This window comes from Streptomyces mangrovisoli (assembly GCF_000974985.2).
GTDB lineage: Bacteria > Actinomycetota > Actinomycetes > Streptomycetales > Streptomycetaceae > Streptomyces > Streptomyces mangrovisoli.
Genome location: NZ_LAVA02000083.1, coordinates 161,983 through 185,468 on the forward strand (window position 1 = coordinate 161,983; position 23,486 = coordinate 185,468).

The following is a 23,486-nucleotide window of genomic DNA, read 5'->3' on the forward strand; positions in this document are numbered from 1 at the left end:
GGTTCATGATCCCGTACGGGGCCGCGTCGGGGACCCCGCTTTCCAGCCACCGGCTCACCGGTCCGCCGCGAACTCCCGCATCCCCTCGGCGAATCCGACCTCCGGCTTCCAGCCCAGCTCGGCCCGCAGCCGTGCGGAGTCCGCCGTGATGTGGCGCACGTCGCCGAGCCTGTACTGACTGGTGACGACGGGCGCGGGCCCGCCGTGCGCGTCGGCCAGCGCGCGGGCCATCTCCCCGACGGTGTGCGGCTCCCCGCTGCCGGTGTTGAGGACGGTGAGCGCACCCGCCGCCGAACTCGCCTCCAGCGCCGCCAGGTTGGCCGCCGCGACGTCTCGCACGTGCACGAAGTCCCGCCGCTGCCGCCCGTCCTCGAAGACGCGGGGCGCCTCGCCGCGGGCGAGCGCGGAGCGGAAGAAGGAGGCGACCCCGGCGTACGGGGTGTCGCGGGGCATCCGGGGGCCGTACACGTTGTGGTAGCGCAGCGACAGCGCCGACCCGCCCGTGCACCGCGCCCAGGCGGCGGCCAGGTGCTCCTGGGCCAGTTTGGTGGTGGCGTACACGTTGCGCGGGTCGACGGGGGCGTCCTCGTCGACGAGTCCGGGCAGCAGCTCGGCGCCGCACCGCGGGCAGACCGGCTCGAACCGGCCCGCCTCCAGGTCCCCGACGGCGCGCGGTCCCGGACGTACGACGCCATCGCGGGGGCACGCATACCGCCCCTCGCCGTACACGACCATCGACCCGGCCAGCACCAGGCGCTCCACACCCGCCTCGGCCATCGCGGCGAGCAGCACGGCGGTGCCGAAGTCGTTGCGCCGCACGTACTCCGGCGCGTCCTCGAACCCGGTGCCGAGACCCACCATCGCGGCCTGGTGGCAGACGGCGTCCACGCCCCGCAGCGCCCGCGCCACCGCCGCCGTGTCGCACACGTCGGAGGCCGGATCCCGCCGTACGTCGAACACGACGGGCTCGTGCCCGCGCGCCGCCAGCGCCTCCACGACATGGGACCCGATGAACCCGGCACCGCCGGTGACCAGTACACGCATACGACCACGCTAGGGGCCCGGCGGCGGGGGGTCCCGTCCCCACGCCCGCACGTCACGACTCCGTAAGGCGGACGCCCGGCGGTCGCCCTCGCGGCCGCGAGCGTCGATCCCCCGGTCGCCGCCGACTTCGGCAAGGTCATCCGAGGAGTAGCCGCACCCGCCACCCCGCCGCGCCCGGGCATCCTCCGTCAAGCCTTCGGCCCAGCCCCGCGCGCGCTCGCGGGGCCGGACTGGTGAGCTGACCGGAGTGCCCGGGGCCGTCCGGTCGGCCGCCGGGACGGCATCGAGGAGGAGTCCGTGCCGGAGACGACGACGTCGTACGCCGACCTGCGAGCCCTGGTGATCAACTGCACGCTGAAGCGCTCCCCGGAACGCAGCCACACCCAGGGCCTGATCGACCTCAGCGCCGGGATCATGGAACGGCAGGGCGTCGCCGTCGAGGTGGTGCGCGCGGTCGACCTCGACCTCGCGACCGGCGTCTGGCCGGACATGACCGTGCACGGGTGGGAGACCGACGACTGGCCGGTCGTCTACGCGCAGGTGATGGCCGCCGACATCCTGACGCTGGCCGGTCCGGTGTGGCTGGGAGACAACTCGTCCGTCATGAAGAAGGTGATCGAGCGGCTGTACGCGTGCTCGTCGATCCTCAACGAGCACGGACAGTACGCCTATTACGGCCGGGTCGGCGGCTGTCTGATCACGGGCAACGAGGACGGCGCCAAGCACTGCGCGATGAACGTGCTCTACAGCCTCCAGCACCTCGGCTACACCGTCCCGCCGCAGGCCGACGCCGGATGGGTCGGCGAGGCGGGCCCCGGCCCCTCCTATCTCGACGAGGGCTCCGGCGGCCGCGAGAACGACTTCACCAACCGCAACACGACGTTCATGACCTGGAACCAGCTCCATCTGGCCCGGATGCTCAAGGACGCCGGCGGCATCCCGGCCCACGGCAACCAGCGCTCCGAATGGGACGCGGGCTGCCGCTTCGACTTCGAGAACCCCGAACACCGCTGAGGACGCCGGGAGGTTGAGCATGACGACGACCCAGGACCCGGCCGGGACAGCGGCCGAGGGGCGCCGCGGCGCCCTGAAGATCGTCGTGGCGCTGGGGCTGGTGCTGATCGCCCAGGCGCTGCTCGCGCTGAACCTGGTGAGCGCTCAACAGCTGCTGGTGCCGCGGAACATGCCGTTCGGCGTGACCGGCCCGCCCTCGCCCGTCGTCGCCGAGGTCGCCTCGAAGGCCGGCCTCACCCTGACCTCGTACCCGAGCCAGTCGGCCCTGGAGCACGCGGCCGAACAAGGCGATCTGTACGGCGGTTACGTCAGCGGCGGCACGACCCACACCCTGGTCCTGGTCCCCTCGAAGAGCTTCTTCGCCCAGACCGAGCTGGAGCCCGCCTTTCTCCTGGCGGCGCACAAGCTGGGCGAGAAGGTCACCGTCCACGAGATCGCACCGCTGACCTCCAACGACACCGTCGGCGCCGTGACCTCGCTGCTCCTGCTGCCGCTGCTGATCGGCGGCTACCTGGCCGCCGTGTTCGTCTACAAGGCGGCCCACGGCGTCGCCGCCGCGCCCTGGCGTGCGGCCATCCTGATCGGATACGCCCTGGTCGGCGCGGTGCTCACCGACCTGATCGCCGGACTGGCCATCGGGGCCTACGCGAGCAGCCACTTCTGGCCGCTGCTGCCCTGCTTCTGGCTCGTCACCGCGGCCGTGGCGCTCGCCGCCGCGGCGGTACAGGCGGTCGTCGGCAGGATGGGCACCCTGCTCGTGGCGGTGCTCTTCATCGTCGTCGGCGGTCCGCCGGCCGGCGGCCTCGGCACCTACCTGCTGCCGGTCTACTGGCGCAACATCGGCGTGGTCCTCCCGCCGCAGAACGCCGTCACGCTGATCAACCACGTGCTCTACTTCGGCGGCAACAACATCACCACCCCGATCGTCGTCCTGCTCCTGTACACCGCCGCCGGGACGGCCGTCATCGCCTGGTTCGGACGCATCCGCCCGGCCCTGCGCGCCGGCCACCGGACCGGCGGCGCGCCGGACCCGGCGGGAGCGGAGGCGGGGGCCGCCGAGGCCACCCCCACGAGTCTTCCTGGCAGCCGCCGCTCCTGGGTCGCGCTGCTCGTCGCACTCGGCGTCTGCGCCGTCATGCAGTCCCTGTTCGCGACCACGTACATGAGCGCCTCGCACGCCCCGAAGGCGACGAACCTGCCGTTCGGCGCGGTCGGTTCGTCACCCGTGCTGGACGCGGCCGAGAAGAAGATCTCCCTCAAGGTCACGCAGTACCCGGACGAGGCGGCGGCCAAGACCGCGATGAACGAGGCCCGTGTCTTCGGCGCGCTCGTCACCTCGGGCGACTCGACGACGCTGATCGTGGTGCCGTCGATGAGCGACCTCGCGCCGCTGGACCTCGCGGTGCGCTTCGAGGAGGCGGCCAAGGCCACCGGCCACAAACTGACCGTGCAGCAGTACGCCCCGACCCCGCTGGCCGCCAAGGACCCCTTCGGACTGGTCCAGAGCCTGATGCTGGTGCCGCTGATCATCGGCGGATACATGAGCTCGACCCTGCTCCTGGCCGCGACCGGCCGCGCGGCCGGCCGCTGGCGCGCCGCCCAGCTCGCCGGCTTCGCGATCGTGAGCGGCCTGGTCGTCGACCTGGTCGTCTGCTACTGGCTGCAAGGGTTCCCCAGCGACAAGTTCTGGATCGTCTGGCCGGTCTGCTCGCTGCTGGTCGCGGTGGTCGCCTTCGTCGCGGCGGTGCTGCAGAAGGTGCTCGGGCCGGCGGGCACCCTGCTGACGGTCGTCGCGATGGTCCTGTTCGGCAATCCGTCGTCGGGCGGTGCGAGCGGGGTGCCGTATCTGCCCGCCTTCTGGCGTGACATCGGCCCCTACCTGCCGCCGCGCAACGGCTATCTCCTGCTGCACCGCGTGATCTACTTCGACGGCCACGGTACGGGTGAGGCGCTGACCAACCTGCTCATCTACCTGGGCGCCGCGCTGGCCGTACTCGTCGTTCTCGACCTGCGCCGTCCCGAGGCGACGGTCCCCGTCGACGCGACGGAGGCGGCGGCGGTGTCGGTCCCCATCGGCGCGGTGCCGTAGCGCCTGGACGGCTGGTCTCGCTCCCCCTCCTGCAGGCGCATGCTTCGTCTGCGGGTCGGTGGTGGCTGGTCGCGCAGTTCCCCGCGCCCCTCAGGGGCGCGGGGAACTGCGCGAAGGGGCCCCACCGGCCCGCAGGGGATGCACGCGGCCAAGCGCCCCCGAAAGGGCGAAGGGGCCCCGCCGGGCCGCGGACGGCCGCTGACCGTCACGGGCGGACGCCCGGCCGGGGGGCCCGGTCGGGCGTCCGTTCGGGCAGGCGGCCTCAGCCCAGCAGCGCGATGATCGCGTCGGTCGTGTCCGTCTCGCCCAGCCGCGGGAAGATCCGCTCGATGCTGTTGGCGTGGGCCTCGGCCGACATGTCCGTGACCGCGTCCGTCGCGACGGTCACGTGATAGCCGTGCTCGTGGGCCGCACGGGCGGTCGACTCGACGCCGATGCTCGTCGCGATGCCCGCCAGCACCACCTGGGTGACCCCGCGGCGGCGCAGCTCCAGATCGAGGTTGGTGCCGTAGAACGCACCCCACTGCTGCTTGCTGACGGTGACGTCGCTCGGCTGCTGCTGCAGCTCGGGCACCAACCGGGCCCAGTCCGCGGGGATCTCGCCGCCGCCGGCCGCGCCCTCGGTGCGGCCCGGCGCGCCGCCGGTCACGTTCACCAGGACGACCGGCAGGCCCTTGGCGCGGAATGCCTCGGCGAGCCGTGCGCCCTGCTTGACGATGTCGTCGGCGGAGTGCGCGGTCGGCAGGGCGACGATGCCGTTCTGGAGGTCGACGAGGACGAGGGCGGTACGGGGGTCAAGTGCCGTTGCGGGCATGATGCGTTGCCTTTCGAAGGGGGTGATGCGCGGCCTGATGGGTCCGGCCGTGCGGTTCTGTGGGGGTCGAGGTGCGCCGGTCAGCCGCGGCGGACACGGAGTGCGCGGTCGGCGGCCGTCAGGACGAGCAGCGCGAGGCTGAGCACGCCCACGACGGCGGCCAGGTCGTGCAGTCCGGCGTCGGTGGCCCGGTCGCCGTAGAAGAGACCGATCAGGCTGGCGGCGGTGATGGCGCCGAGGTACTGCGCGGTCCGCTGGAGGCCCGCCGCGGAACCCATGCCGCCGGCCGGCGCCTGGGCGTAGACCGCGGCCTGGTTGGCGGTGGAGATCAGCCCCTGCGGCAGTCCGAACAGTACGGCGCCCAGCAGGAGCAGGGCCGTCGACGTGTGATGCCCGGTGAGCAGCAGGACGGCGCTGCCCGCGACCAGCAGCGCGGCGGCGGCGATCAGCGGTGCCCGGATGCCCCGGGTGCGGGCGCCGAGCAGGGAGCACACGGCCGCCGCGACCGACATCGGCAGCATGATCAGGCCCGCCGTGAACGCGCTCATGCCGTGCGCGTCCTCCAGCCACTGGGCGTAGCCGTACATCACGCAGTAGACGACGAGGTAGGCCACGCCGTGCCGGAGATACGTGGTCGTCAGGGCGCGGTTGCGGGTCAGCATGGCGAGGTCGACGAAGGGGGAGGGGCGGCGCAGTTCCCACCGCACCAGGGCGGCGCCGAGGACGGCGACCAGCGGCAGCAACCACCAGTGGGGTCGGTCCAGTTGGAGCAGGAACAGCATCGCGGTGACGAGCGTGCCGGTGAACAGGGCGAGGCCCACGGGGTCCAGGGAGGCCGAGCGGGCACGGTGCCCGGGTGCGCTGCCGGCGGCGGACGGGTCCGCTGCCGGAGCACCGTCCGTGGCCGATCCGCCGCCCGGCCTCGGAGCGGTGTCCACGGCCGGCTTGCCGCCCGGCAGCCACAGCGCCGCGAGGACGAGGGTCACGGCGGCCAGCGGGATGTTCACCGCGAAGATCGCACGCCAGCCGAGTGTGGCCGCCAGCAGACCGCCGAGCACGGGTCCCACGGCCGCGCTGGACAGCCCGGCCAGCGACAGCAGGCCGAGAACCGTCCGCGGGGTCTCCCGGCCCAGCCGCCTGGATTCGGCGCGGAGCATCGCCATCGCCGACGGGTACGCCGCCGATGTGCCGAAGCCCAGCAGGACGCGGGAGGCGATGAGCCACCCCAGCTGCGGTACGAACGTGCCGACCAGACCGGCGGCGCCGACCAGCACCAGCCCCGCCATGAAGACCCGGCGCGGTCCGAAGAGGTCCGCGAGCCGGCCCATGGCCGGCTGGCCGATGGCGCTCGCCAGATACAGGCAGGCCACCAGCCACGCCGTCTGGGCCGCGCCGACGTGCAGATCGGTGCCGATGGACGCGAGCGCGGTGGCGATCATCGTGGAGTTGATCGGATTGAGCACCGAGCCGAGCAGCAGCGGCGTGATCAGGCGCGGCCCGAAGCCCGCGTCCGACCGGACGGAGCCCCCGTCGAGGGGCTGCCCGGCCGCCGCGGTACGGGCTGAGGACGTTCCGGGTATCACGCCTGGGCCAGCCGCTTCAGCAGGTCGATCGCCTGGTCGAGCAGGCGCTGTTCCGCTCCGTCGAGCCGGGCGGTGATGGCGTCCGCGAGCCAGGTCTCCTTGGCCTGGCGCAGCGCCACGAGCCGGTCGCGGCCCGCGGCGGTGAGCGAGAAGACGACCTGGCGCCCGTCGGTCGGATGCGGCGTGCGCTCGACGAGCCCCGCCTCCTCCAGCACGCCGACCGTGGCCCGCATGGACTGCGGGCGTACGTGCTCGGCGCGGGCGAGTGCGGCCGTCGTGGCCGGGCCCTCGGCGAGACGGCTCAGCGCTATGCGCTGCGACGGGGTGAGGGCGCCTTCGGTGGAAGCGGCCCGCATCCGGCGGTTGAGCAGCGAGACGACGGCCATCAGCTCCTCCGCCGACCGGGACCGGTCAGGAGTGTTCATGTCGTCCACCGTAGAATTTCAACAGGCAAACTTGCAAGTTTGGCTGTCATATGTGGCGTGTCGCACCCTCGCGACCCTCCCGGATCCGGGCCGGCCACCCGCCCAAGACGCGGTATCCAGGCAGGTCAGGCGGCTGTAAGGGGCCCGTCCGGCACCCCCGGCGGCATGTTGAACGGCGTCACCACCTGGATCGCCGACGGCAGCACCGGCCCGACGTCCGGCAGCGCGTGGTGCGCCCGCATCACGATCTGGCAGGCGCGCCGCATGTCCTGGCGCAGATCGTGGTGGAGGACCGCGGACAGGCGCCGCTCGCGCAGCAGCCGCGTGTTGTCGTGATCGAGGTCGTGGGCGATGAACACGGCGCACTCCCGCCCGAGCGCGTCGAAGGCGTCGAGGGTGGCGACGTTGCCGCCACCCGCGGAGTAGACGGCGACGATGTCCGCGTCGCGCCGGAGGGCGGCGAGGACGAGTTCGCGCTGGGTGGCGTCCAGCCCGTCGCTGTCGGTGACCTCCACCAGCGTGCGTCCGGGGCGGGCCTGGCGCATGGCGCTGCGGAAGCCCATGTCGCGCTCCTCCTCGCCGCGGAACGAGCCGCGGCTGATGGTGGTCAGCACATGGCCCGGCCGGTCGCCCAGCCACTGCGCGAGCAGATAGGCGGCGGTGGCACCCGCCGCGCGGTTGTCGATGCCGACGTACGCCAGCCGGGCGCTGTGCGGCACATCGGTGACCAGGGTGACCACGGGAATCCCGGCCGCGGCCAGCCGTCCGACCGCCGCCGCGATCTCGGGCACGTCGGGCGCCTTGAGGATCACGCCCTGCGTCCCCCGCGCGGCGATCCTGCCCAGCGCGTCGACCAGGTCGCCGGGCGGACAGGCCTCGCGGAAGTGGAAGCGCGAGCGGACCACGGCGGGATGCAGGGAGGGCAGCTCGGCCTCCAGCGCCTCGCGCACGGCGGTGGAGAACCGCTCCGGCGACTGCATCACGATGTCGATCATGAAGGTGCGGCCCCCGATGCGGACCTGGGTCCGCTGGCGGTCCAGGTCCTTGATGGCCTGGTGCACCTCTCGGACGGTGCTGTCCCGCACATTGCCCCGCTCGTTGAGCACGCGGTCCACGGTGGCCGTGCTCAACCCCGCCTGACGTGCGATTTCCCTGATCGGGTAGGGGTGTCTCATGGCTGTCTCACGGCGCTGGTCCCGAGGTCCTGAGCGGCGGTCGTGATGGCTTTTTGATGGATCCACCGGCATTGAATGATGGATGCGGGTTCTCAAGACTGGCAGAGACACGCGGACTGCGAAAGGACCCCGGATGTCTTCCGTCACCGAGCGAGCGCGGACCTGGCCGACCGAGGCGGACTGCGATCTCGAAGCGTTCACCTCCCTCGCGGAGCAGGTCACGGACCCCGCCGACCACCCCTCGGCCGAGCGGATCGAACAGAACGTCCCGCTCTACGACAGCGGGCGTCTGCGCTCGCTCGCGACCGACGCGGACGCCCGCCGCGCCCTCCAGGGCGAGCTGACCCGGGCGCTCCTCGACGGCCCCGGGATCGTCGTGCTGAAGCGCGCGTTCCCCGACGCGGCCGCCGTGGACGCCATGTCCGACGTCTTCCGCGTCCTGATCGAGGAGGAGAGGGCGAGCGGCGCCGCCCGCGGCGACCACTTCGCCGCGCCCGGCGCCAACGACCGCGTCTGGAACGCCCTGGACAAGGTGGCCCTGCGCGCGCCGGAGACGTTCGCCGACTACTACGCCAACGACCTGCTGGCCCTGGTCGCCGAGGCCTGGCTCGGCCCGGCCTACCAGGTCACCTCCCAGGTCAACGTGGTCAACCCGGGTGGCGCGGCACAGCGCCCGCACCGCGACTACCACCTCGGCTTCCTCGGCCAGGAGCAGGCCGCCGCCTATCCCGCGCACGTCCACCGGCTCTCCCCGGTCCTCACCCTCCAGGGCGCGGTCGCCCACTGCGACATGCCCGTGGAGTCCGGCCCGACGCTCTATCTCCCGCACACCCAGAAGTACGAGCCCGGTTACCTCGCCTGGCGACTGCCGCGTTTCGTCGAGTACTTCGACGCCCACCATGTCCAACTCCCGCTGGAGAAAGGGGACGCGGTCTTCTTCAACCCCGCGCTCTTCCACGCCGCCGGGCACAACCGCTCGGCCGGCGTCCGGCGCATGGCCAACCTGCTCCAGATCTCCTCGGCTTTCGGACGCGCCATGGAGAGCGTCGACCGCGAGGCGATGGCGAACGCCGTCTTCCCGGTGCTGCTGCGGCGCAAGTCCGAGGGCGCCGAACGGGAATGGCTGCATCGCGTGGTCGCCGCGACCGCGGAGGGGTACCCCTTCCCGACCGACCTGGACCGCGACCCGCCGATCGACGGCCTCGCGCCCGCCTCCCAGGCGGACACCGTGCGCAGGGCGGTCGACGAGGGCTGGGACCCCGGCCGGCTCCGTCACGAACTGCGCGTCGCGGCCCGGCGGCGACGGGGCTGAGGCGCGCTGTCCCCGTGCCGCCCGGGGTTCATCAGTGATGGGCGGTCATGTGGGCCAGTGTCTGGGCGGCGCTGTCCGGGGCGAAGGCGCCGTCGATCCCCTCGGCGGCTCCCTCGGCGGCCTCGGCGGAGCGCGGCAGCAGGACCTTCTCGTAGGCGAGGACGGCCTGGTCGACGCCGGGATGGTCGACCAGAGCACGGGCGAGGTCGGCGCCGTCGCGCATGGCGAGGTTGGCGCCCATGCCGGAGAACGGCGACATGAGGTGGGCGGCGTCGCCGAGGAGGGTGAGGCCGGGCGTGTGCGGCCACGTGTGCGGCACCGGCAGGGCGTACAGCGGGCGGTTGACATAGCCGCTGTCCGTGTCGGTGATGAAGCCCAGCAGGTCGGGGCTCCAGCCGGTGAACCTGTCCAACAGGGCGTCCCGCACGGCGGCTTGGTCGGCGAGGTCGACGCCCGCGCTCCGGTGCCAGTCCTCGTCCACGCGCATGCCGACGTAGGTGCGGATGTGCCCGCCGCTGTTGCGCTGGGCGACGAAGCCGAGGTTGTCGTCCAGGGCCAGCATGGTCCCGGCACCGGTGAGCCGCGCGAGCCGCGGGTGGCGGGCGTCGGCCGAGTCGAGACCCGTCTCGACGAAGGTGACGCCGGTGTACACGGGCCGGGCGTCGGACAGCAGCCGGCGGACCGTGGACCAGGCACCGTCGGCGCCGATGACGAGGTCGGCGTCGGTGGTCGTGCCGTCGGCGAAGTGCAGCCGGTGGACGCCGGGTTCGAGGGGCTCGACGTGCGTGACCTTGCGGCCCCAGCGCACGGTGCCGGGTTCGAGGGAGTCGAGGAGCAGCCGGCGCAACTGGCCGCGGTCGATCTCGGGGTTGCCCTCGGAGGGCGCGTCCCCGGAAGAGGTGCCTGCGCGAGAGGTGTCCTCCGAGGAGCCGCCCGCCGCGCCGTCGTCCTCGGGCGGTACGGCGTCGAACAGTACGCGGCCGTCGCGCCCGACCAGACGCATCTGCTGGCCCTCGGGGCGGGCCAGGGCGAGGAAGTCGTCGAACAACCCGGCCGCGCGCAGCGCGAACTGCCCGGTGCCGGGGTGCATGTCGAGGGTGCCGCCCTGGTCCCGGGCGGTGGGGGAGGGGTCGAGGTCGTGGACGGTGACGGGGACGCCGTGGCGTTGCAGCACGCGGGCGCAGACGAGTCCGCCGGGACCAGCGCCGACGACGGCGATGCGGGGGGTGCGAGGGATGGTGGTCATGGGAGTGCTCCGTTCGTTGGCTGGGGTGGGAGGCGGCGGCTCAACGGGCCGCGTGAGCGCTCACGTTGTCGCCCCGCCCGGTCGCGGCCGCGGGCCCGGCCCTGCGCAGCGGGACCTCGACGACGAACAGCGAGGCGAGGAAGGCGAGTACGCACAGGACCGCCGCGACGAGGAAGATCTGCTGCGTGCCGTGCACGACACCGTCGAGGTAGGCGTGGTGCGCGGCGGCGGACAGCCCGCTCGAGCCCGAGGCGGCGCGGCCGCCGGGGACCCGCGCCTGCACGGCCCGCGCGAAGAGCGATCCGAACACCGCGACGCCGAGTGAACCGCCCAGCGTGCGGAAGAGGTTGACCGAACTCATGGCCGCGCCCATGTCGCGCATCGCCACGCTGTTCTGCGCGATCGTGGCCGCCATCTGGAGGGTGAAGCCGAGCCCGACGCCGACCAGTGCCATGTACGCGCAGGTGAGCGGTCGCGGCGTACCGGCGTCCATGGTGGCGAGCAGCCCGAGTCCGACGGCGAGCAACGCCGTGCCGGCCACGGGGAACGCCTTGTACCGGCCGGTGGCGGACATGACCTTGCCGGCGAAGGTGGAGACGATCACGACGGGGATCATCATGGGCAGCATCAGCAGCCCGGAGTTGCCGGCGGAGGCGCCCTGGACGGTCTGCTGGAACAGCGGCAGGTAGAGGCCCGCGCCGAACATGACCACACCTGCCGCGAGGATCATGGCGACCGCGAGTGGGTAGTTGCGGTGGCCGGTGAACACACTCAGCGGCAACACCGGCTCGGCGACGCGGCGTCCGACCGCGACGAACAGGCCGAGGCCGGCGATCGCGACGGCGCCGAGAGCGCCGATCTGCCAGGAGCCCCAGGCGTACGTGGTGCCCGCCCAGGTGGCGCCGAGCACGACCGCGCTGATGGAGACGGCCAGCAGGGCGATCCCGGCCCAGTCGAACCGCACCGGGACCCGGCGGGTGGGCACGTCCAGCGTCAGCCACAGCCACACCAGGGCGATCAGGCCGAGCGGCAGATTGATGTAGAAGGCCCAACGCCAGTCCCAGTGACCGGAGATGAACCCGCCCAGCAGCGGACCGCCGACCGTGCCGACCGCCATGACGGTGGCGGTCATGCCCTGGTACCCCGCGCTCACGCGGCGTCACGAGCGTGCCGATCAGCGCCAGGGCGCCCGCGCCGATGCCGCCGGCGCCGATGCCCTGGACGGCGCGGAACGCGATCAGCCCGGCCATGGACCCGGCCGCGCCGCACAGCGCGGAACCCGCGATGAACACGGCGATCGACGCGAGATAGACGGGCTTGCGGCCGACCAGGTCGCCGAGCTTGCCCCAGACGGGCGTGGTCACCGCGGTGACCAGGGTGTAGGCGGTGACGACCCACGCCATGCGGTCCAGGCCGCCGAGGTCGCCGACGATCGTGGGCATCGCGGTGCTCACGACCATGTTGTCGAGCATCGACAACAGCATCGCGAGCATCACGCCGAGCAGCACCCAGCGCACGTTCCTCGGCACGGCGGCCGGGCCGGGTGCGGGCGTCGAAGTCGTCGCGGACATGGCTGATCACTCCTTTCGGAGAGGAGAGAGGAAGGAAACGAGCGAGAAGGCGGAGGGCGGCGGGTCGGTGCCGGATGCCTCCGGTGCCGCGCCTCCAGAAAAGCACACTCGACCAATAAGTGCAACGACTCAACTTTTAGATCGAGGCAACCTTAAATCGGTGGAGACCGCGACTCGCGTCCCGCTAGAGTGCGCCGACTCCGGGGAGGCATGGATGCGGGCGAGTGAGCCGGGTGGCACGGGGTGGACGTACACCCTCACGTCGGACGAGGACGACAGCGACTGGGGCTTCGCCCAGGGGGCCGAGGGGTTCTTCACGCCGCTGCCCGGGGGCGAGGGCGATCGGCGGGTGCGTTTCGTGGGCTGTGCCCCGCAGGGCGCGCTGCTGCGCTCCCTCGATCACCTCGGCACACACCGCGCAACGGCCGGCAGCGCCTGGATCGGTCTCCTGGACGCCGAAGGCGCCAAGATGGGCACGTACTTCGTCAGCGACGTCCGGACCACCGAAGTCCGACCGTCGGCCTGCGGAGCAGATCTCCTCGACATCACGGCGACCTTGTGGTGCGACATGTCCCTGCCGGGGGCGGACCGGGTGTGGGACCTGATCGCCGCGGGGCGCCTGAACCGTACGGGCCTGTGGCACGCCATGGACGCCGACGGCCGCCGGGCGTGGCTGTCGGTCGCGTTGATGTCCCGCGGGTACCGGCGCCAGGGCGCGACGGCGCTTCCGCCGGGCCATGTGGTGACGTTGGACGGCCGTCACATCGTCGACGAGGACAGCTTCTACTGCGCGATCGGCGAGGCCGTCAACGGGCCTGGCGGATACTTCGGCTGGAATCTCGCCGCTCTGGACGACTGCCTGTGCGGGGGCTTCGGCACCGCGGGGCCGTTCACTCTCGTGTGGGAGTCATCCGCGGAGGCGAGGGCGAGGGTCGAAGAGGCCGAGCCCCGTGACCCCGGTGAGGAACCCCTCTTCGGCGTGCTCCTGGACATCTTCCGGGATCGGGGTGTCGACGTCGTCCTGCGCTGACCGGCTGCCGTCACGACCGCCGATGCCTCGGCGTGGTGGCCCCCGGTCGGCACGGGTCGGAAATTCATGTGGCCCCCGCGCGCCGCCCCGATACAGTCGCCCCGTGTCCGACCTCCGACCCCTTCAGCCCGGTGACGCCCCCGCGGTGCTCGCCTTCGAGCGGGAGAACCGAGCCTGGTTCGCCGCCTCGATCTCCGATCGCGGGGACGAGTTCTTCGAGCGGTTCGCCGAGTGGTACGACGAGTTGCTGGCCGACCAGGAGGCCGGGGGAGTCGCCTTCTACCTGCTGCTCGGCGAAGACGGTTCCGTGCTCGGCCGGTTCAACCTCTACGGCATCTCCGACGGCACGGCCGAACTCGGCTATCGCGTGGCGGAGCGCGTCGCGGGTCGTGGCGTCGCGACCGAGACCGTACGGCGGCTGTGCGAACTGGCCGCGCGACGGCACGGCGTGCGCACGCTGCGTGCCGCCACCTCGTGCGCCAACATCGCGTCGCAACGGGTGCTGATCAAGACCGGGTTCGTCGAGACCGGCCCGGCGGAACCCGCCGACCTCGGTGGCAAGCAGGGCAGTTGGTACGAGCGCGAGCTGCCCTGAGAGGGTGCGGGTGGTCGTCGCGCGCGGGTGCGGGTCAGCGCTCCGTGGCCCCCATGACCGGCGGGACCAGCTCGTGGGCGATGCTCCGGGCCACGGCGATGATCTGCTCGTCCGGTGCCTCGACCCCCTGCGCGGCCATCAGCACGGTGTTGATGCTGAGCAGCGCGGCCCGCAGCCGCAGCTGTTCCTCCACCGTCGCGTCGGGTCCGGACAGGATGTCGAAGAGTTCGGTGAGCCGCTCGAAGGCGTTCTCCCGGCCCGGGTGCAGGTCGCGCACGACGCGCTGGTTGGCGAAGGCGAACCGCATCGCCGCCATGCCGTCGCCGCTGACCAGGTCGATCATGCGGTCCACGGCGCGGGCCCGCAGATCCGGGCCGAAGGGCTCTTCGCGGGCCCACTCGACGATGGAGTCGAGGAGGTCCAGCTGAGCCGTGAACAGCGACCGTACGATGTCCTCCTTGCTGGAGAAGTGGTAGTAGAGGGCGGCCTTGGTGACGTCGAGGCGTTCCGCGATCTCGCGCAGGGACGTCGCCTCGTAGCCCTTCTCGGTGAACAGTTCGATGGCGACCCGGCGGATCTGGGCCTTGGTCTCGCTGCCCCGCCGCTGTCCTGCCCCGGCCATCGCCATCGGTTCCCTTCTCCAGAACGCCTCTTGGGGCGCTTCCCGCACGCGGCGGCCGGGTCGATCGTCGCGGCAAGCACCCCGCGTTGCCAACTTACCGGGCGGCAAGTAATCTACCAACCGCCCGGTAAGCGATCAGGTCCTGCATCGCGCCCAGACCGGTCCCTTCGTTACACCATGCAAGTCCGGCTGCGCGCTTGATGCGACCGGACCCCTTTGTCGTCGTACTTTCTTGAAAGGCATGTGCCGTGACCCAGACAGCACCCGCGTCGGCCGGGGCCGAGGCGGCCCCGCCGTCGCCCTTCACCCACCGCGAGATCATGGTCACGATGAGCGGCCTGGTCATCGCCATGCTGCTGGCCATGCTGGACAACATGATCGTGGCGCCCGCGCTGCCCACGATCGTCGGCGACCTCGGCGGCCTGAACCATCTGGCCTGGGTGACCACCGGCTACATCCTCGCCTCCACCGTCGCGACCCCGCTGTGGGGCAAGCTCGGTGACCTCTTCGGCCGCCGGGTGACCTTCCTGTCGTCCATCACCACCTTCCTCGTCGGCTCCGCGCTCTGCGGCGCGTCGCAGAACATGGACCAGCTGATCGGCTTCCGCGCCCTCCAGGGCCTGGGCGCGGGCGGCCTGATGGTCGGCGTCATGTCGGTCCTCGCCGACATCGTGCCGCCGCGCGACCGCGGCAAGTACCAGGGCGTGATGATGGCCGTCATGCCGGTCGCCATGATCGGCGGCCCGCTGGCCGGCGGTTTCATCACCGACCACCTCAACTGGCGCTGGGCGTTCTACGTCAACCTGCCGCTGGGCGTCGTCGCGCTGACCGTGTGCTGGTTCGTGCTGGCCAAGCTGCCCCGCAAGGACGCCGGCCCGGTGCGCATCGACTGGCTCGGCGCGGCCCTGCTCAGCATCTGGATCGTCGCGCTGGTGCTCATCACCAGCTGGGGCGGCAGCGAGTACGACTGGGACTCGGGCATGATCCTCGGCCTGGCCGTGCTCACGGTCGTGGCCTTCGTCGGCTGGGTGTTCTTCGCGCGCCGCGCGGCCGAGCCGATCATCCCGCTGTCGGTGTTCAGCAGCCGCAACTTCAGCCTCGCCGGTGCCCTCAGCTTCGTCGTCGGCTTCGCGATGTTCGGCGGCGTGACGTTCCTGCCGCAGTTCCAGCAGTACGTGCAGGGCTCCTCGGCCACCAACAGCGGTCTGCTGCTGATGCCGATGATGATCGCCGCCATGGTGTTCTCGCTCGCGGGCGGCACGATCGTCAGCAAGACCGGCCGCTACCGCGCCCTGCCGATCCTGGGCAGCGTGCTGATGGCCGCGGGCCTCGCCCTGTTCGCCACGATGGACATCGACACCTCGCGCACGATGACGTCGCTGTACATGGTCGTCCTCGGTGCCGGCATGGGCTGCCTGATGCAGACCACCATGCTCATCGCGCAGAACAGCGCGCCGGTGCGTGACATGGGTGCCGCGACCGGTGCCGCCACCTTCCTGCGCAACATGGGCGGTTCGCTCGGCGTCTCCATCCTCGGCGCCCTGTACACCAACCACCTCACCGACTCCTTCAAGCACTCGCTGGGCTCCGCCGCGAGCGCCGCGAAGTCCGGTGGCACCGTGGCGCAGATGACGCCCGCGGTGCTCCGCAGCCTCCCCGAGGCCGTGCAGCACGCCTTCAAGGTGGCCGTCAGCGACGGCATCGACGCCGCGTTCACCCTGGGTGCCGCCGCCGCCGTCGTCGGTGTGGTGATCTCCCTGTTCATCACCCACGTCCCGCTCCGTGGCTTCGCCGCGGCGACGGCCGCCGCCGAGAAGCCGGCGGTCGAGGCGGAGGCCGTCTGACCCGTCCGGACCGTCCGGCCCGCGAGCCGGACAGCCGACAGCCGTCGCCCCCCACCCGAAACGACCGGGTGGGGGGCGACGGCTCTTTTGCGTGCGGCGCGGGGTGGACGGACGCCGGTGTCCTCGCCCTGCGCTCAGCCGTCGTGGCGCAGCAGCGAGCAGACGAAGTTCTCCTCGACCGTGCGCAGGCGGCTCAGCAGCTCCGGCTTGGACTCGTTGATCTGCGTGTTGATCGAGAAGGTGATCGACCGGCTCCCGTCGGGCGTGGCGGCCGCGAACTGCGTGTAGCCCGGGAAGTTGCCGGTGTGCCCGAGCACCACCCCGCAGCGGGTGGTGTAGCGGAAGAGCGCGAGCCCCGCCTGGTTGCGGCCCGGTCCCGCGGGCCCGGAGTCGCCGTCGATCCAGGTGCGCTGCGCGCGCACGACGCGGGGGCCGTAGAGCGCGCCGCCCGCGTAGCCGCGTACGAAGCGGTTCAGGTCGTTCGGGGTGGAGACGATCCCGCCGGACGCCCACACGCCCGACGCGCTCAGCGCCTCGCTGATGTCCTCCGGCGGAGCGGGCGGTACGACGTCGTAGCCGTGGATGTACGGCTGCGGCATCCGCCAGTCCTGCGGCAGGCTCGTGTCGTGCAGCGCGAGCGGCCGGTACACCAGCTCCGACAGCAGACTCTCGTACGTCCGCCTCGTCGCCGCCTCCGCCATCAGGGCCACGGCGATGTTGTCGGAGTTGGAGTACTGGTAGCGGCTGCCGGGACGGAAGTTCAGGGGCTGGTCGGCGACGAAGTCCAGGAGGCGGCGGGAGTCGAAGTGGTGGTGCGGGTCGGCGGTGACGATCGCGAGGAAGTCGGGGTCGGCGGAGTAGTCGGGCAGTCCGCTGGTGTGGTTCAGCAGCTCGCGCAGCGTCACGGCGCCCCACGCCCTGGGCAGTTGCGGCAGCCGCTTGCGCAGGGTGTCGTCCAGGCCGAGCACGTGCCGGTCGACGAGGCTCAGCGCCACCGCCCCGCTGAACGCCTTCGCGACGCTGGCGATCCGCATGTGGTCGTCGCTGCGCATCGAGCGGCCGGTGGCCACATCGCCGACGCCGGAGCGCACCACGCGCCTGTCGTGGCCGTCGCGCAGGACGACGATGGCGCCGGGCGGTCCGCCGGGGGTGGCGACGAGCTGGTCGAGCTGCCGCTGCAGATCACGGTCGCCGCCGGCGGAGGCCGCGGCGGCGGGGTGCAGGGTGGTGAGACAGGACGCGGCCACGAGGCCGGCGGCGACACAGGTGCGGCGCAGCCGGAGCCGACGGCGCGGAGCGGGGCGGGGGGTGGTGCCTGGGCGCATGAAGTCTCCCGAGGTGGGCGTACGTGCCCGCCCAGCCTGCGGCGCGCGGACCCACCGGGCCTTCGGGAGTGCTGCAACCGGCGCAACGGCGTACCCGGTGCGGGGTGCGCGGGGCGACGCGCGCCGGGCGTCGCCCCGCTGCCGCCGGGAACTCCCGCTCGTCCGGGCCACGTGCGACCTCAGTGGTGGACAGGTGGACCGCCTCTGCTGCATCCACCGTCACGTAGGTCACACCCCGTAGGCTCATGACGATGTTCAACGGGTGGGCGGAAGGCGGGGGTTGTGGCGGCACAGGCGAAGGCGGAGACGCAGGGCAGTTCGGCCGCGGCACCACCGAGGGAGCCGAGCCTGCTCCCGTTGATCGGCGTGTGCGCCGTCCTCGCCGCGGTACTGGAACGCGTCCTGACCGTCATGGGAGGGACGACCTTGTACATACTCTGCGACGACGTGAGCGGGCTGTCCGCGGAGCTCGACCGGCAGGCGAGCGTGAACCGGTGGCTCCTGGCGGCCGCCGTCGTGCTGGCCGCGGCGACGACGGCCGCCTCACGGATCCGCCGCTGGCGGGTTCTCGCCGCGCTGTCCCTGGCCGCCGTGCTGACCCTCGTCGTCCTGGCGGACGGCTTCGCGGCCCGCGCGGACGCCGTCGCCGAGCAGATCTCGAAGATCCAGACCTGCGACGAACCCACGGACGCCTACGACGTCTCCCGGGGCTGGTTCGACTGGACCCCCCTCGGCCCGTGAGTCACCGGGCTCCTACCGAAGGGCCATTCTCGCGGCGGCCCCGGACGACTCCCGCGGCAGTCCCGGCCGCTTCCCGCCGCAGCCCCGGCCTTTCAGGCGCCGTACGACTGCCGTGGATGCGCCGTCTGCGGGGCGTCCAGTGCGGCGAGCGCCTCGCGGAGGCCGGGTGGGTGCAGGAGGGCGGGGTGGGCGGCGCGGCCCCAGCCGGGGCCGGTCAGGAGGACGCGGCTGTGGGTGCGGGCGCCCCGCACGCCCCAGCTCGCCGCGGCGACATGGCGGGCCAGCGCCAGGCCCGCGGTGGCGGCCGACTGCGCCCACAGGACCACGGCGCTCGGGCCCACGCGGTCCGCCGCGGCCTCCAGGACGTCGGCGGGCACCGCGGCGCCGAGCATGAGCGTCGGCACGCCGCGCTCCGCGAGCGCCGCGTTCAGCGCCTCCAGCGGTAGCGTGTGCTGCTCGCCGGGCATGCACGCCAGCAGGACCGGGGCCGAACGGGGCATCCGCCGGGCGGAGGCGGCGCTCACGTACACATGGCGGATCGTCGCCGAGACGTGCCACGACAGCAGGTGCTCCACCTCCACGTAACGCTCCCCGGCCGACGCCCACTTGCGCCCCACGGCCTGCAGCGCGGGGGCCAGGATCTCCTCCCACGCCGCGACCAGACCGTGCGCCGTCACCGCGGCGACCAGTCGTTCCTGTACGGCGACGGCGTCCAGCCGTACGGCGGCGCGCGCGAGGCCCCGGCACTCCTGGCGCACATCCCCCAGAGGCAGTCCGCTGCCGGAGCGCGAGGCCGAGAGGGCGAGGGGCGGGCCCACGGGGCCGTCCGCCTCGGCCCGCGCCTTCGCCGCCTTCGCCGCCTCGGCCGGGGGGATGCCCGCCGCCGTCAGCCGGCACATGTCGAGGACCATGGCGACATCGCCGGGCATCCACCTGCGGTGGCGGCCCTCGTCCCGCGTCTCCGGACCGAGACCGTAGCGGCGGTCCCAGGAGCGCAGCGTCGTGGGGGACACCCCCACCTGCCGGGCCAGGGAGCCGGTGGTCACCCCGGCGGACGGAGCCGCCTCGCTGTTCGCCCGTACGTCGGTGAAGGCCTGTTCGCGGGGGGTGCGGACGGCGTGGGCCACGGGCGGGGCGTCCGCGCGCCCGCCGCTCTCGCCGGCCATCTCGCGACGGTGGGCTGCGACCACAGGGGGCCTCCGTTCCCGTCGGGCTGCCGGGTGTTCCGCCGCCCCCTCTTCCGGGGAAGGGCAGCCGGCGGATGCAGGGCGGTCCACCCGGTCAGCCGGGGAACCGGCCCGTCGAGCGCAGCAGCCACCGTCGTTCCGCGTACGCCAGGTCGTCCCGCCACAGCCGCCCGGCCGTCGCCGCCATGACCCGGCGCAGCAGCGGGGCCGCCGCGCGGGCCGCGGCGAACCCGGGGCGATCCGAGGAGGCCACGACCGCCTCGACCACGGCGGTGCGCGGGCGGCCCCGCTCGTCCGGTCCGAGCGGGGTGGCGTGGGTCTCGACGACGGAACCCTCCCCCTCGCCCTTGGTGATGCGCATGACGACCGTGCGCGGTTCGGGCGTGGTGAACACCGCCCGCACCGGCACGACCAGCCGCCCGGCCACCCTGAAGGAGACGTCGACCGTGAATCCGTCGTTGCCGTTGCCGTTGCCGTTGCCGTTGCTGTTGCCGTCGCGGTCGAGGTCGTCGTCCGTGCCCGGTGTGCCGACCACGGTCAGGTCGACGAAGGAGTACGGGTGGAACCAGGCGCCGTGCCACGGGTCCAGCCGGTTGGCGACCACGTCCTCCGGCTCGCAGATCCCCACGCCGGTGTACACGGCGGCGACGGAACGCGACAACGGCGGGCGGGCGGGGACGACCGGCGCGTCCAGCGGCGGTTCGCCGCCCAGTGGGTCCAGGCGTACCCACACCAGCACTCCGTCGTCGTGCGCGGGCAGCGGCTCCCACCCGGCGAACGGGCCGCCGTCCAGGGCGAGTCCGTGCCAGTGGCAGACGAGGGTCCCGCAGCGCACGGGGCTGTCGGCGAGCGGCGCGCCCAGATGCGGGCAGACGCCGGGGCCCGCGGCCAGGCGTCCGGCGGCGGTGCGCCAGACCACGATCTCCTGCCCGGCCACCGTGCCGGACAGCGGCCGGTCATCACGCACGTCGCGGCTCGCGCCGAAGACGTACCAGTTGCCGGACGGCCGGGCCTGGGCCCGCTTGAGCGCGTCGGCGATCACCGCGGGCCTGGCCTGCCGCCAGGTGGGTTGCTGCCTCTCCCAGCTCACGGGCCTACGGCGCAGCGAGAGCGGATAGCGGGCACGGGCGGTCGGCCGACGGGGTTCGGGTTTCATACGATCCTCTCCGCGGTCCGGGGCGGGGATGCCGGGGGCGGGGGTGGGGGAGCGGAGGGCGCCTCGTCGGGGGTGATCCGGGAGGGCGTCGAGGGTGTGGAGGGCGCCTCGGGTGCCGAGGGCGCCTCGGGGGTGCCCGGCTCCAACGCCCGTCCGGCACCGGGAAGTCGGGCCCGCAGTCGGGCCGCCGCCACCCGGCTCAGACCGTCCACGGCCACGGCGGCGCGGCGGCGTCTCGGTACCACGGCACGGTGGCGCACCGACCGGTAGCCGTCGTGGGCGACCGCGTCGAGGATGCCACCGTACAGCACGAAGGCGGTGCGGATGCACGGCCGGGAGACGGGGTCGAGCATGGCGAGCCCGGGGGCCGCCTCGCGGTAGAGCGCGCGGGTCAGCTGCTCGAACTCCCGCAGAGCGGAGGTGATACGACGCTCGGGGCGCCCGGTGTCCCGGCTCCAGCGCAGGAGTTGGCGGTCGACGCCGTGCGCGGCCAGCAGGTCGGCCGGAAGATAGACCCGGCCGCGGTCGAGGTCCTCGCCCACGTCCCGCAGGAAGTTGGTGAGTTGGAAGGCCACGCCGAGGGCGGCCGCGTGCGGTGCCGCCACCTCGCGCGGGACGACGGTGCCGAGCACCGGCAGCATCTGGAGACCGATCACCTCGGCCGAGCCGTGGGTGTAGCCGCGCAGGTCGGTGTAGGTGGGGTAGTCCGTGACGTCGAGGTCGGCCCGCATGGCGGTCATGAAGTCGGCGAAGTGCCGGTGGTCGATGGCGTAGCGGCGCGCCGTGTCGGCGAGGGCGCGCACGACCGGTTCGGCGCTGTCGCCGTCGCGCAGTCCCGCCTCCAACTCACCTTGCAGGCAGGCCAGTCGGGCGGCCCGGTCGGCCGTGGAGACGGTGTCGTCGAGGGAGTCGACGATGTCGTCGGCCCAGCGGGCGAAGCCGTACAGCGCGTGCACGGCGGGTCTGCGGGCCGGCGGCAGCAGACGGGTGGCGAGGAAGTACGTCCGGCCGTGCCGGGCGTTGAGCCGCCGGCACCGGGTGTACGCCTGCCGCAGGCTGGGGTCGGTGACGCCGGCCGCGTCGAGTTCGCGCTCGGTCATGCCGGCCTCCGTTCCCGGGTGTCGCGGGCGGCGGCGGAGCGTGGCCGGGGAGCCCTGCGGTGGGGTGGGGCGCCGCCGGTGATCCGGGCGGCGGCCAGCTTGCCCGAGAGCAGGACGGTCGGGACGCCGACGCCCGGCGTGGTGCCGCAGCCGGCCAGGACGGCGTTGGCGGTGCCGCGCACCAGGTTGCGCGGCCGGAACGGCCCCGTCTGGGCGAAGGTGTGGGAGGCGGAGAACGGGGTGCCCGCCACATGGCCCTGGGCCTGCCAGTCGGCCGGGGTGACCAGGCACTGTTCCTCGATGGCGGACGCGAGGCCGTCGAGACCGCGCCGTTCGAGTTCCGTGAGCAGGCTGTGGCGGTAGCCGGGCGCCAGATCGCCCCAGTCGGCCGCGCTGGGCCCGAGGGCGGTGTTCGGGCACGGCGCCAGGACGTAGTGCAGGTGCTTTCCGGGCGGGGCGAGGCTCGGGTCGGTGGCGGTGGGGCGGGTGATGAGCAGCGACGGATCGCTCATCAGCCGTCCGGAGACGGTGAGTTCGGCGAACGTGCGCCGCCAGGCCGCGCCGAAGGAGAGGGTGTGATGGGCCAGCCACGGCCAGGTGCGGTCGGTCCCGGCGTGCAGGACCACCGCGGACGGCGAGAACCGCAGCCCGGCCGGGCGCCGCGGGGCACGTCCGAGGAGCCGGTAGGTGACGGGTAGATCCGGGGTGAGGACGACGGCGTCGCAGGCGATGCGGTCGACGTCCGTGACCACGGCCGTGACGCGGTCGGCCGACCGTTCCAGACGGGTGACCCGCTCGCCGAAGCGCAGGTCGGCCCCCGCGTCCGCCGCGGCCCGCGCCATCGCCCGGGGCAGCGCGTGCATACCGCCGCGCGGGAAGTAGACGCCCGCCACGGTGTCCATGTAGGCGATCACCGCGTAGGCGGCCAGGGCGCGTTCCGGCGCCACACCGGCGTACAGCGACTGGAAGGAGAAGACGCGCCGCAGCCGCTCGTCGCGCAGGAACCGCCCGATGCGCGCGTCCAGGCGTCCGAACCCGCCGAGGGCGGCCAGCCGGGCCAGATCGGGATGGAGCAGGGCCAGCGGCGAGTCGAAGTTGGTGTCGATGAAGCGGCGCATCTGCGCGCGGTGCAGCTTCTCCAGCCAGACGCGCAGCCGCCGGTAGCCCGCGGCCTCGCGCGGTCCGGCGAAGCGCTCGACCTCAGCCTCCATCGCCTCGGCGCGGGTGTGCACGTCCAGCGTGCTGCCGTCGGCGAACCGGGCGCGGTAGGCGGGATGCAGGGGCACCAGGTCGACCCGCGCGTACAGACTGTCGCCCACGGCGGCGAAGGCCTCGTCGGCGAGGTGCGGCATGGTCAGCACGGTGGGGCCGGTGTCGAGGTGGAAGCCGCCCCGGACCAGTCGGCCGGCGCGCCCACCGGGCGTGGTGTCGCGCTCCACGACGGTGACGCGCCGCCCGGCGCCCAGCAGGTGCAGGGCGGCCGCCAGCCCGGACAGACCGGCACCGACGACCACGACGTGATCGGTGCGCCCGGGAACGGTACGGGTCATCGGGAGGCCTCTGTGTCGGGGGCGGGGCGGTGCGCGGGGACGGGGTTCCCGGCGCTGGTCGGG

19 protein-coding genes and 1 pseudogene are annotated in these 23,486 nt (G+C 73.1%); 7 read left to right on the forward strand and 13 right to left on the reverse strand.

The window, feature by feature from the left end:
* Nucleotides 1–54 precede the first annotated feature (54 nt).
* Entirely contained in the window at nucleotides 55–1,044 is a 990-nt protein-coding gene (locus tag WN71_RS29855; RefSeq protein ID WP_046591052.1) for an NAD-dependent epimerase/dehydratase family protein, read from the reverse strand.
* Between the two features lie 297 nt (nucleotides 1,045–1,341).
* Between WN71_RS29855 and WN71_RS29860 the strand changes: the two genes are divergently transcribed.
* Both WN71_RS29860 and WN71_RS29865 read left to right on the forward strand, forming a co-directional pair.
* Nucleotides 1,342–2,058, forward strand: a complete 717-nt coding sequence (locus tag WN71_RS29860; RefSeq protein ID WP_046591053.1) for a flavodoxin family protein — start codon at nucleotides 1,342–1,344, stop codon at nucleotides 2,056–2,058.
* A 19-nt stretch (nucleotides 2,059–2,077) separates the two neighbouring features.
* Entirely contained in the window at nucleotides 2,078–4,147 is a 2,070-nt protein-coding gene (locus WN71_RS29865) for a YbaK/EbsC family protein (RefSeq protein WP_046591054.1), read from the forward strand.
* A 262-nt stretch (nucleotides 4,148–4,409) separates the two neighbouring features.
* Here WN71_RS29865 and WN71_RS29870 read toward each other — a convergent pair whose 3' ends face one another.
* From WN71_RS29870 to WN71_RS29885, 4 genes are all read right to left on the reverse strand, one after another.
* Nucleotides 4,410–4,961 carry an isochorismatase family protein gene (locus tag WN71_RS29870; RefSeq protein WP_046591055.1) on the reverse strand — a complete coding sequence of 184 codons (552 nt, stop codon included), beginning with the start codon at nucleotides 4,959–4,961 and terminating at the stop codon, nucleotides 4,410–4,412.
* A gap of 80 nt (nucleotides 4,962–5,041) precedes the next feature.
* Nucleotides 5,042–6,544 (reverse strand): MFS transporter, encoded by a 1,503-nt coding sequence (locus WN71_RS29875; protein ID WP_240529815.1) that lies wholly within the window; start codon nucleotides 6,542–6,544, stop codon nucleotides 5,042–5,044.
* Nucleotides 6,541–6,969 (reverse strand): MarR family winged helix-turn-helix transcriptional regulator, encoded by a 429-nt coding sequence (locus WN71_RS29880; RefSeq protein WP_046591075.1) that lies wholly within the window; start codon nucleotides 6,967–6,969, stop codon nucleotides 6,541–6,543. Before WN71_RS29880 ends, WN71_RS29875 begins: the two co-directional genes overlap by 4 nt.
* Before the next feature lie 125 nt (nucleotides 6,970–7,094).
* Entirely contained in the window at nucleotides 7,095–8,144 is a 1,050-nt protein-coding gene (locus WN71_RS29885; protein WP_046591056.1) for a LacI family DNA-binding transcriptional regulator, read from the reverse strand.
* 133 nt (nucleotides 8,145–8,277) lie between these two features.
* Between WN71_RS29885 and WN71_RS29890 the strand changes: the two genes are divergently transcribed.
* Nucleotides 8,278–9,456 carry a phytanoyl-CoA dioxygenase family protein gene (locus tag WN71_RS29890; RefSeq protein ID WP_046591057.1) on the forward strand — a complete coding sequence of 393 codons (1,179 nt, stop codon included), beginning with the start codon at nucleotides 8,278–8,280 and terminating at the stop codon, nucleotides 9,454–9,456.
* Between the two features lie 31 nt (nucleotides 9,457–9,487).
* On the opposite strand, the gene WN71_RS29895 is transcribed toward WN71_RS29890, so the two are convergent.
* Together WN71_RS29895 and WN71_RS29900 are read right to left on the reverse strand one after the other, a co-directional pair.
* Nucleotides 9,488–10,702 (reverse strand): FAD-dependent oxidoreductase, encoded by a 1,215-nt coding sequence (locus WN71_RS29895; protein ID WP_046591058.1) that lies wholly within the window; start codon nucleotides 10,700–10,702, stop codon nucleotides 9,488–9,490.
* Nucleotides 10,703–10,742: 40 nt separating this feature from the next.
* Nucleotides 10,743–12,219, reverse strand: a pseudogene (locus WN71_RS29900) (MDR family MFS transporter).
* On the opposite strand from WN71_RS29900, the gene WN71_RS29905 reads away from it, so the two are divergent.
* A complete protein-coding gene (locus tag WN71_RS29905) occupies nucleotides 12,137–13,303 on the forward strand; it encodes a barstar family protein (RefSeq protein WP_420856541.1) in 1,167 nt (388 codons plus the stop codon). The pseudogene WN71_RS29900 and the gene WN71_RS29905 sit on opposite strands and share 83 nt — an antisense overlap.
* A gap of 103 nt (nucleotides 13,304–13,406) precedes the next feature.
* On the forward strand, nucleotides 13,407–13,898 hold the full coding sequence (locus WN71_RS29910) for a GNAT family N-acetyltransferase (protein WP_046591059.1): 492 nt from the start codon (nucleotides 13,407–13,409) through the stop codon (nucleotides 13,896–13,898).
* Between the two features lie 34 nt (nucleotides 13,899–13,932).
* Here the strand turns inward: WN71_RS29910 and WN71_RS29915 are convergent, their stop codons facing one another.
* Nucleotides 13,933–14,520, reverse strand: a complete 588-nt coding sequence (locus WN71_RS29915; protein ID WP_046591077.1) for a TetR/AcrR family transcriptional regulator — start codon at nucleotides 14,518–14,520, stop codon at nucleotides 13,933–13,935.
* 248 nt (nucleotides 14,521–14,768) lie between these two features.
* On the opposite strand from WN71_RS29915, the gene WN71_RS29920 reads away from it, so the two are divergent.
* Nucleotides 14,769–16,364 (forward strand): MDR family MFS transporter, encoded by a 1,596-nt coding sequence (locus WN71_RS29920; protein WP_240529817.1) that lies wholly within the window; start codon nucleotides 14,769–14,771, stop codon nucleotides 16,362–16,364.
* 134 nt (nucleotides 16,365–16,498) lie between these two features.
* On the opposite strand, the gene WN71_RS29925 is transcribed toward WN71_RS29920, so the two are convergent.
* Entirely contained in the window at nucleotides 16,499–17,689 is a 1,191-nt protein-coding gene (locus WN71_RS29925) for a serine hydrolase domain-containing protein (RefSeq protein ID WP_046591060.1), read from the reverse strand.
* A gap of 282 nt (nucleotides 17,690–17,971) precedes the next feature.
* Between WN71_RS29925 and WN71_RS29930 the strand changes: the two genes are divergently transcribed.
* On the forward strand, nucleotides 17,972–18,430 hold the full coding sequence (locus WN71_RS29930) for a hypothetical protein (RefSeq protein ID WP_143074888.1): 459 nt from the start codon (nucleotides 17,972–17,974) through the stop codon (nucleotides 18,428–18,430).
* 92 nt (nucleotides 18,431–18,522) lie between these two features.
* Here WN71_RS29930 and WN71_RS29935 read toward each other — a convergent pair whose 3' ends face one another.
* The 4 genes from WN71_RS29935 to crtI form a co-directional block, all read right to left on the reverse strand.
* Nucleotides 18,523–19,596: a B12-binding domain-containing protein gene (locus tag WN71_RS29935; RefSeq protein ID WP_079178211.1), complete on the reverse strand. Its 1,074-nt coding sequence runs from the start codon at nucleotides 19,594–19,596 to the stop codon at nucleotides 18,523–18,525.
* A gap of 115 nt (nucleotides 19,597–19,711) precedes the next feature.
* Nucleotides 19,712–20,773 (reverse strand): Rieske (2Fe-2S) protein, encoded by a 1,062-nt coding sequence (locus WN71_RS29940; RefSeq protein ID WP_046591062.1) that lies wholly within the window; start codon nucleotides 20,771–20,773, stop codon nucleotides 19,712–19,714.
* Complete coding sequence (locus WN71_RS29945; RefSeq protein WP_046591063.1) at nucleotides 20,770–21,873, reverse strand: phytoene/squalene synthase family protein; 1,104 nt, start codon at nucleotides 21,871–21,873, stop codon at nucleotides 20,770–20,772. The genes WN71_RS29940 and WN71_RS29945 overlap by 4 nt, the downstream gene beginning before the upstream one ends.
* Nucleotides 21,870–23,423 (reverse strand): phytoene desaturase family protein, encoded by a 1,554-nt coding sequence (gene crtI, locus WN71_RS29950; protein ID WP_046591064.1) that lies wholly within the window; start codon nucleotides 23,421–23,423, stop codon nucleotides 21,870–21,872. Before crtI ends, WN71_RS29945 begins: the two co-directional genes overlap by 4 nt.
* Nucleotides 23,424–23,486 lie beyond the last annotated feature (63 nt).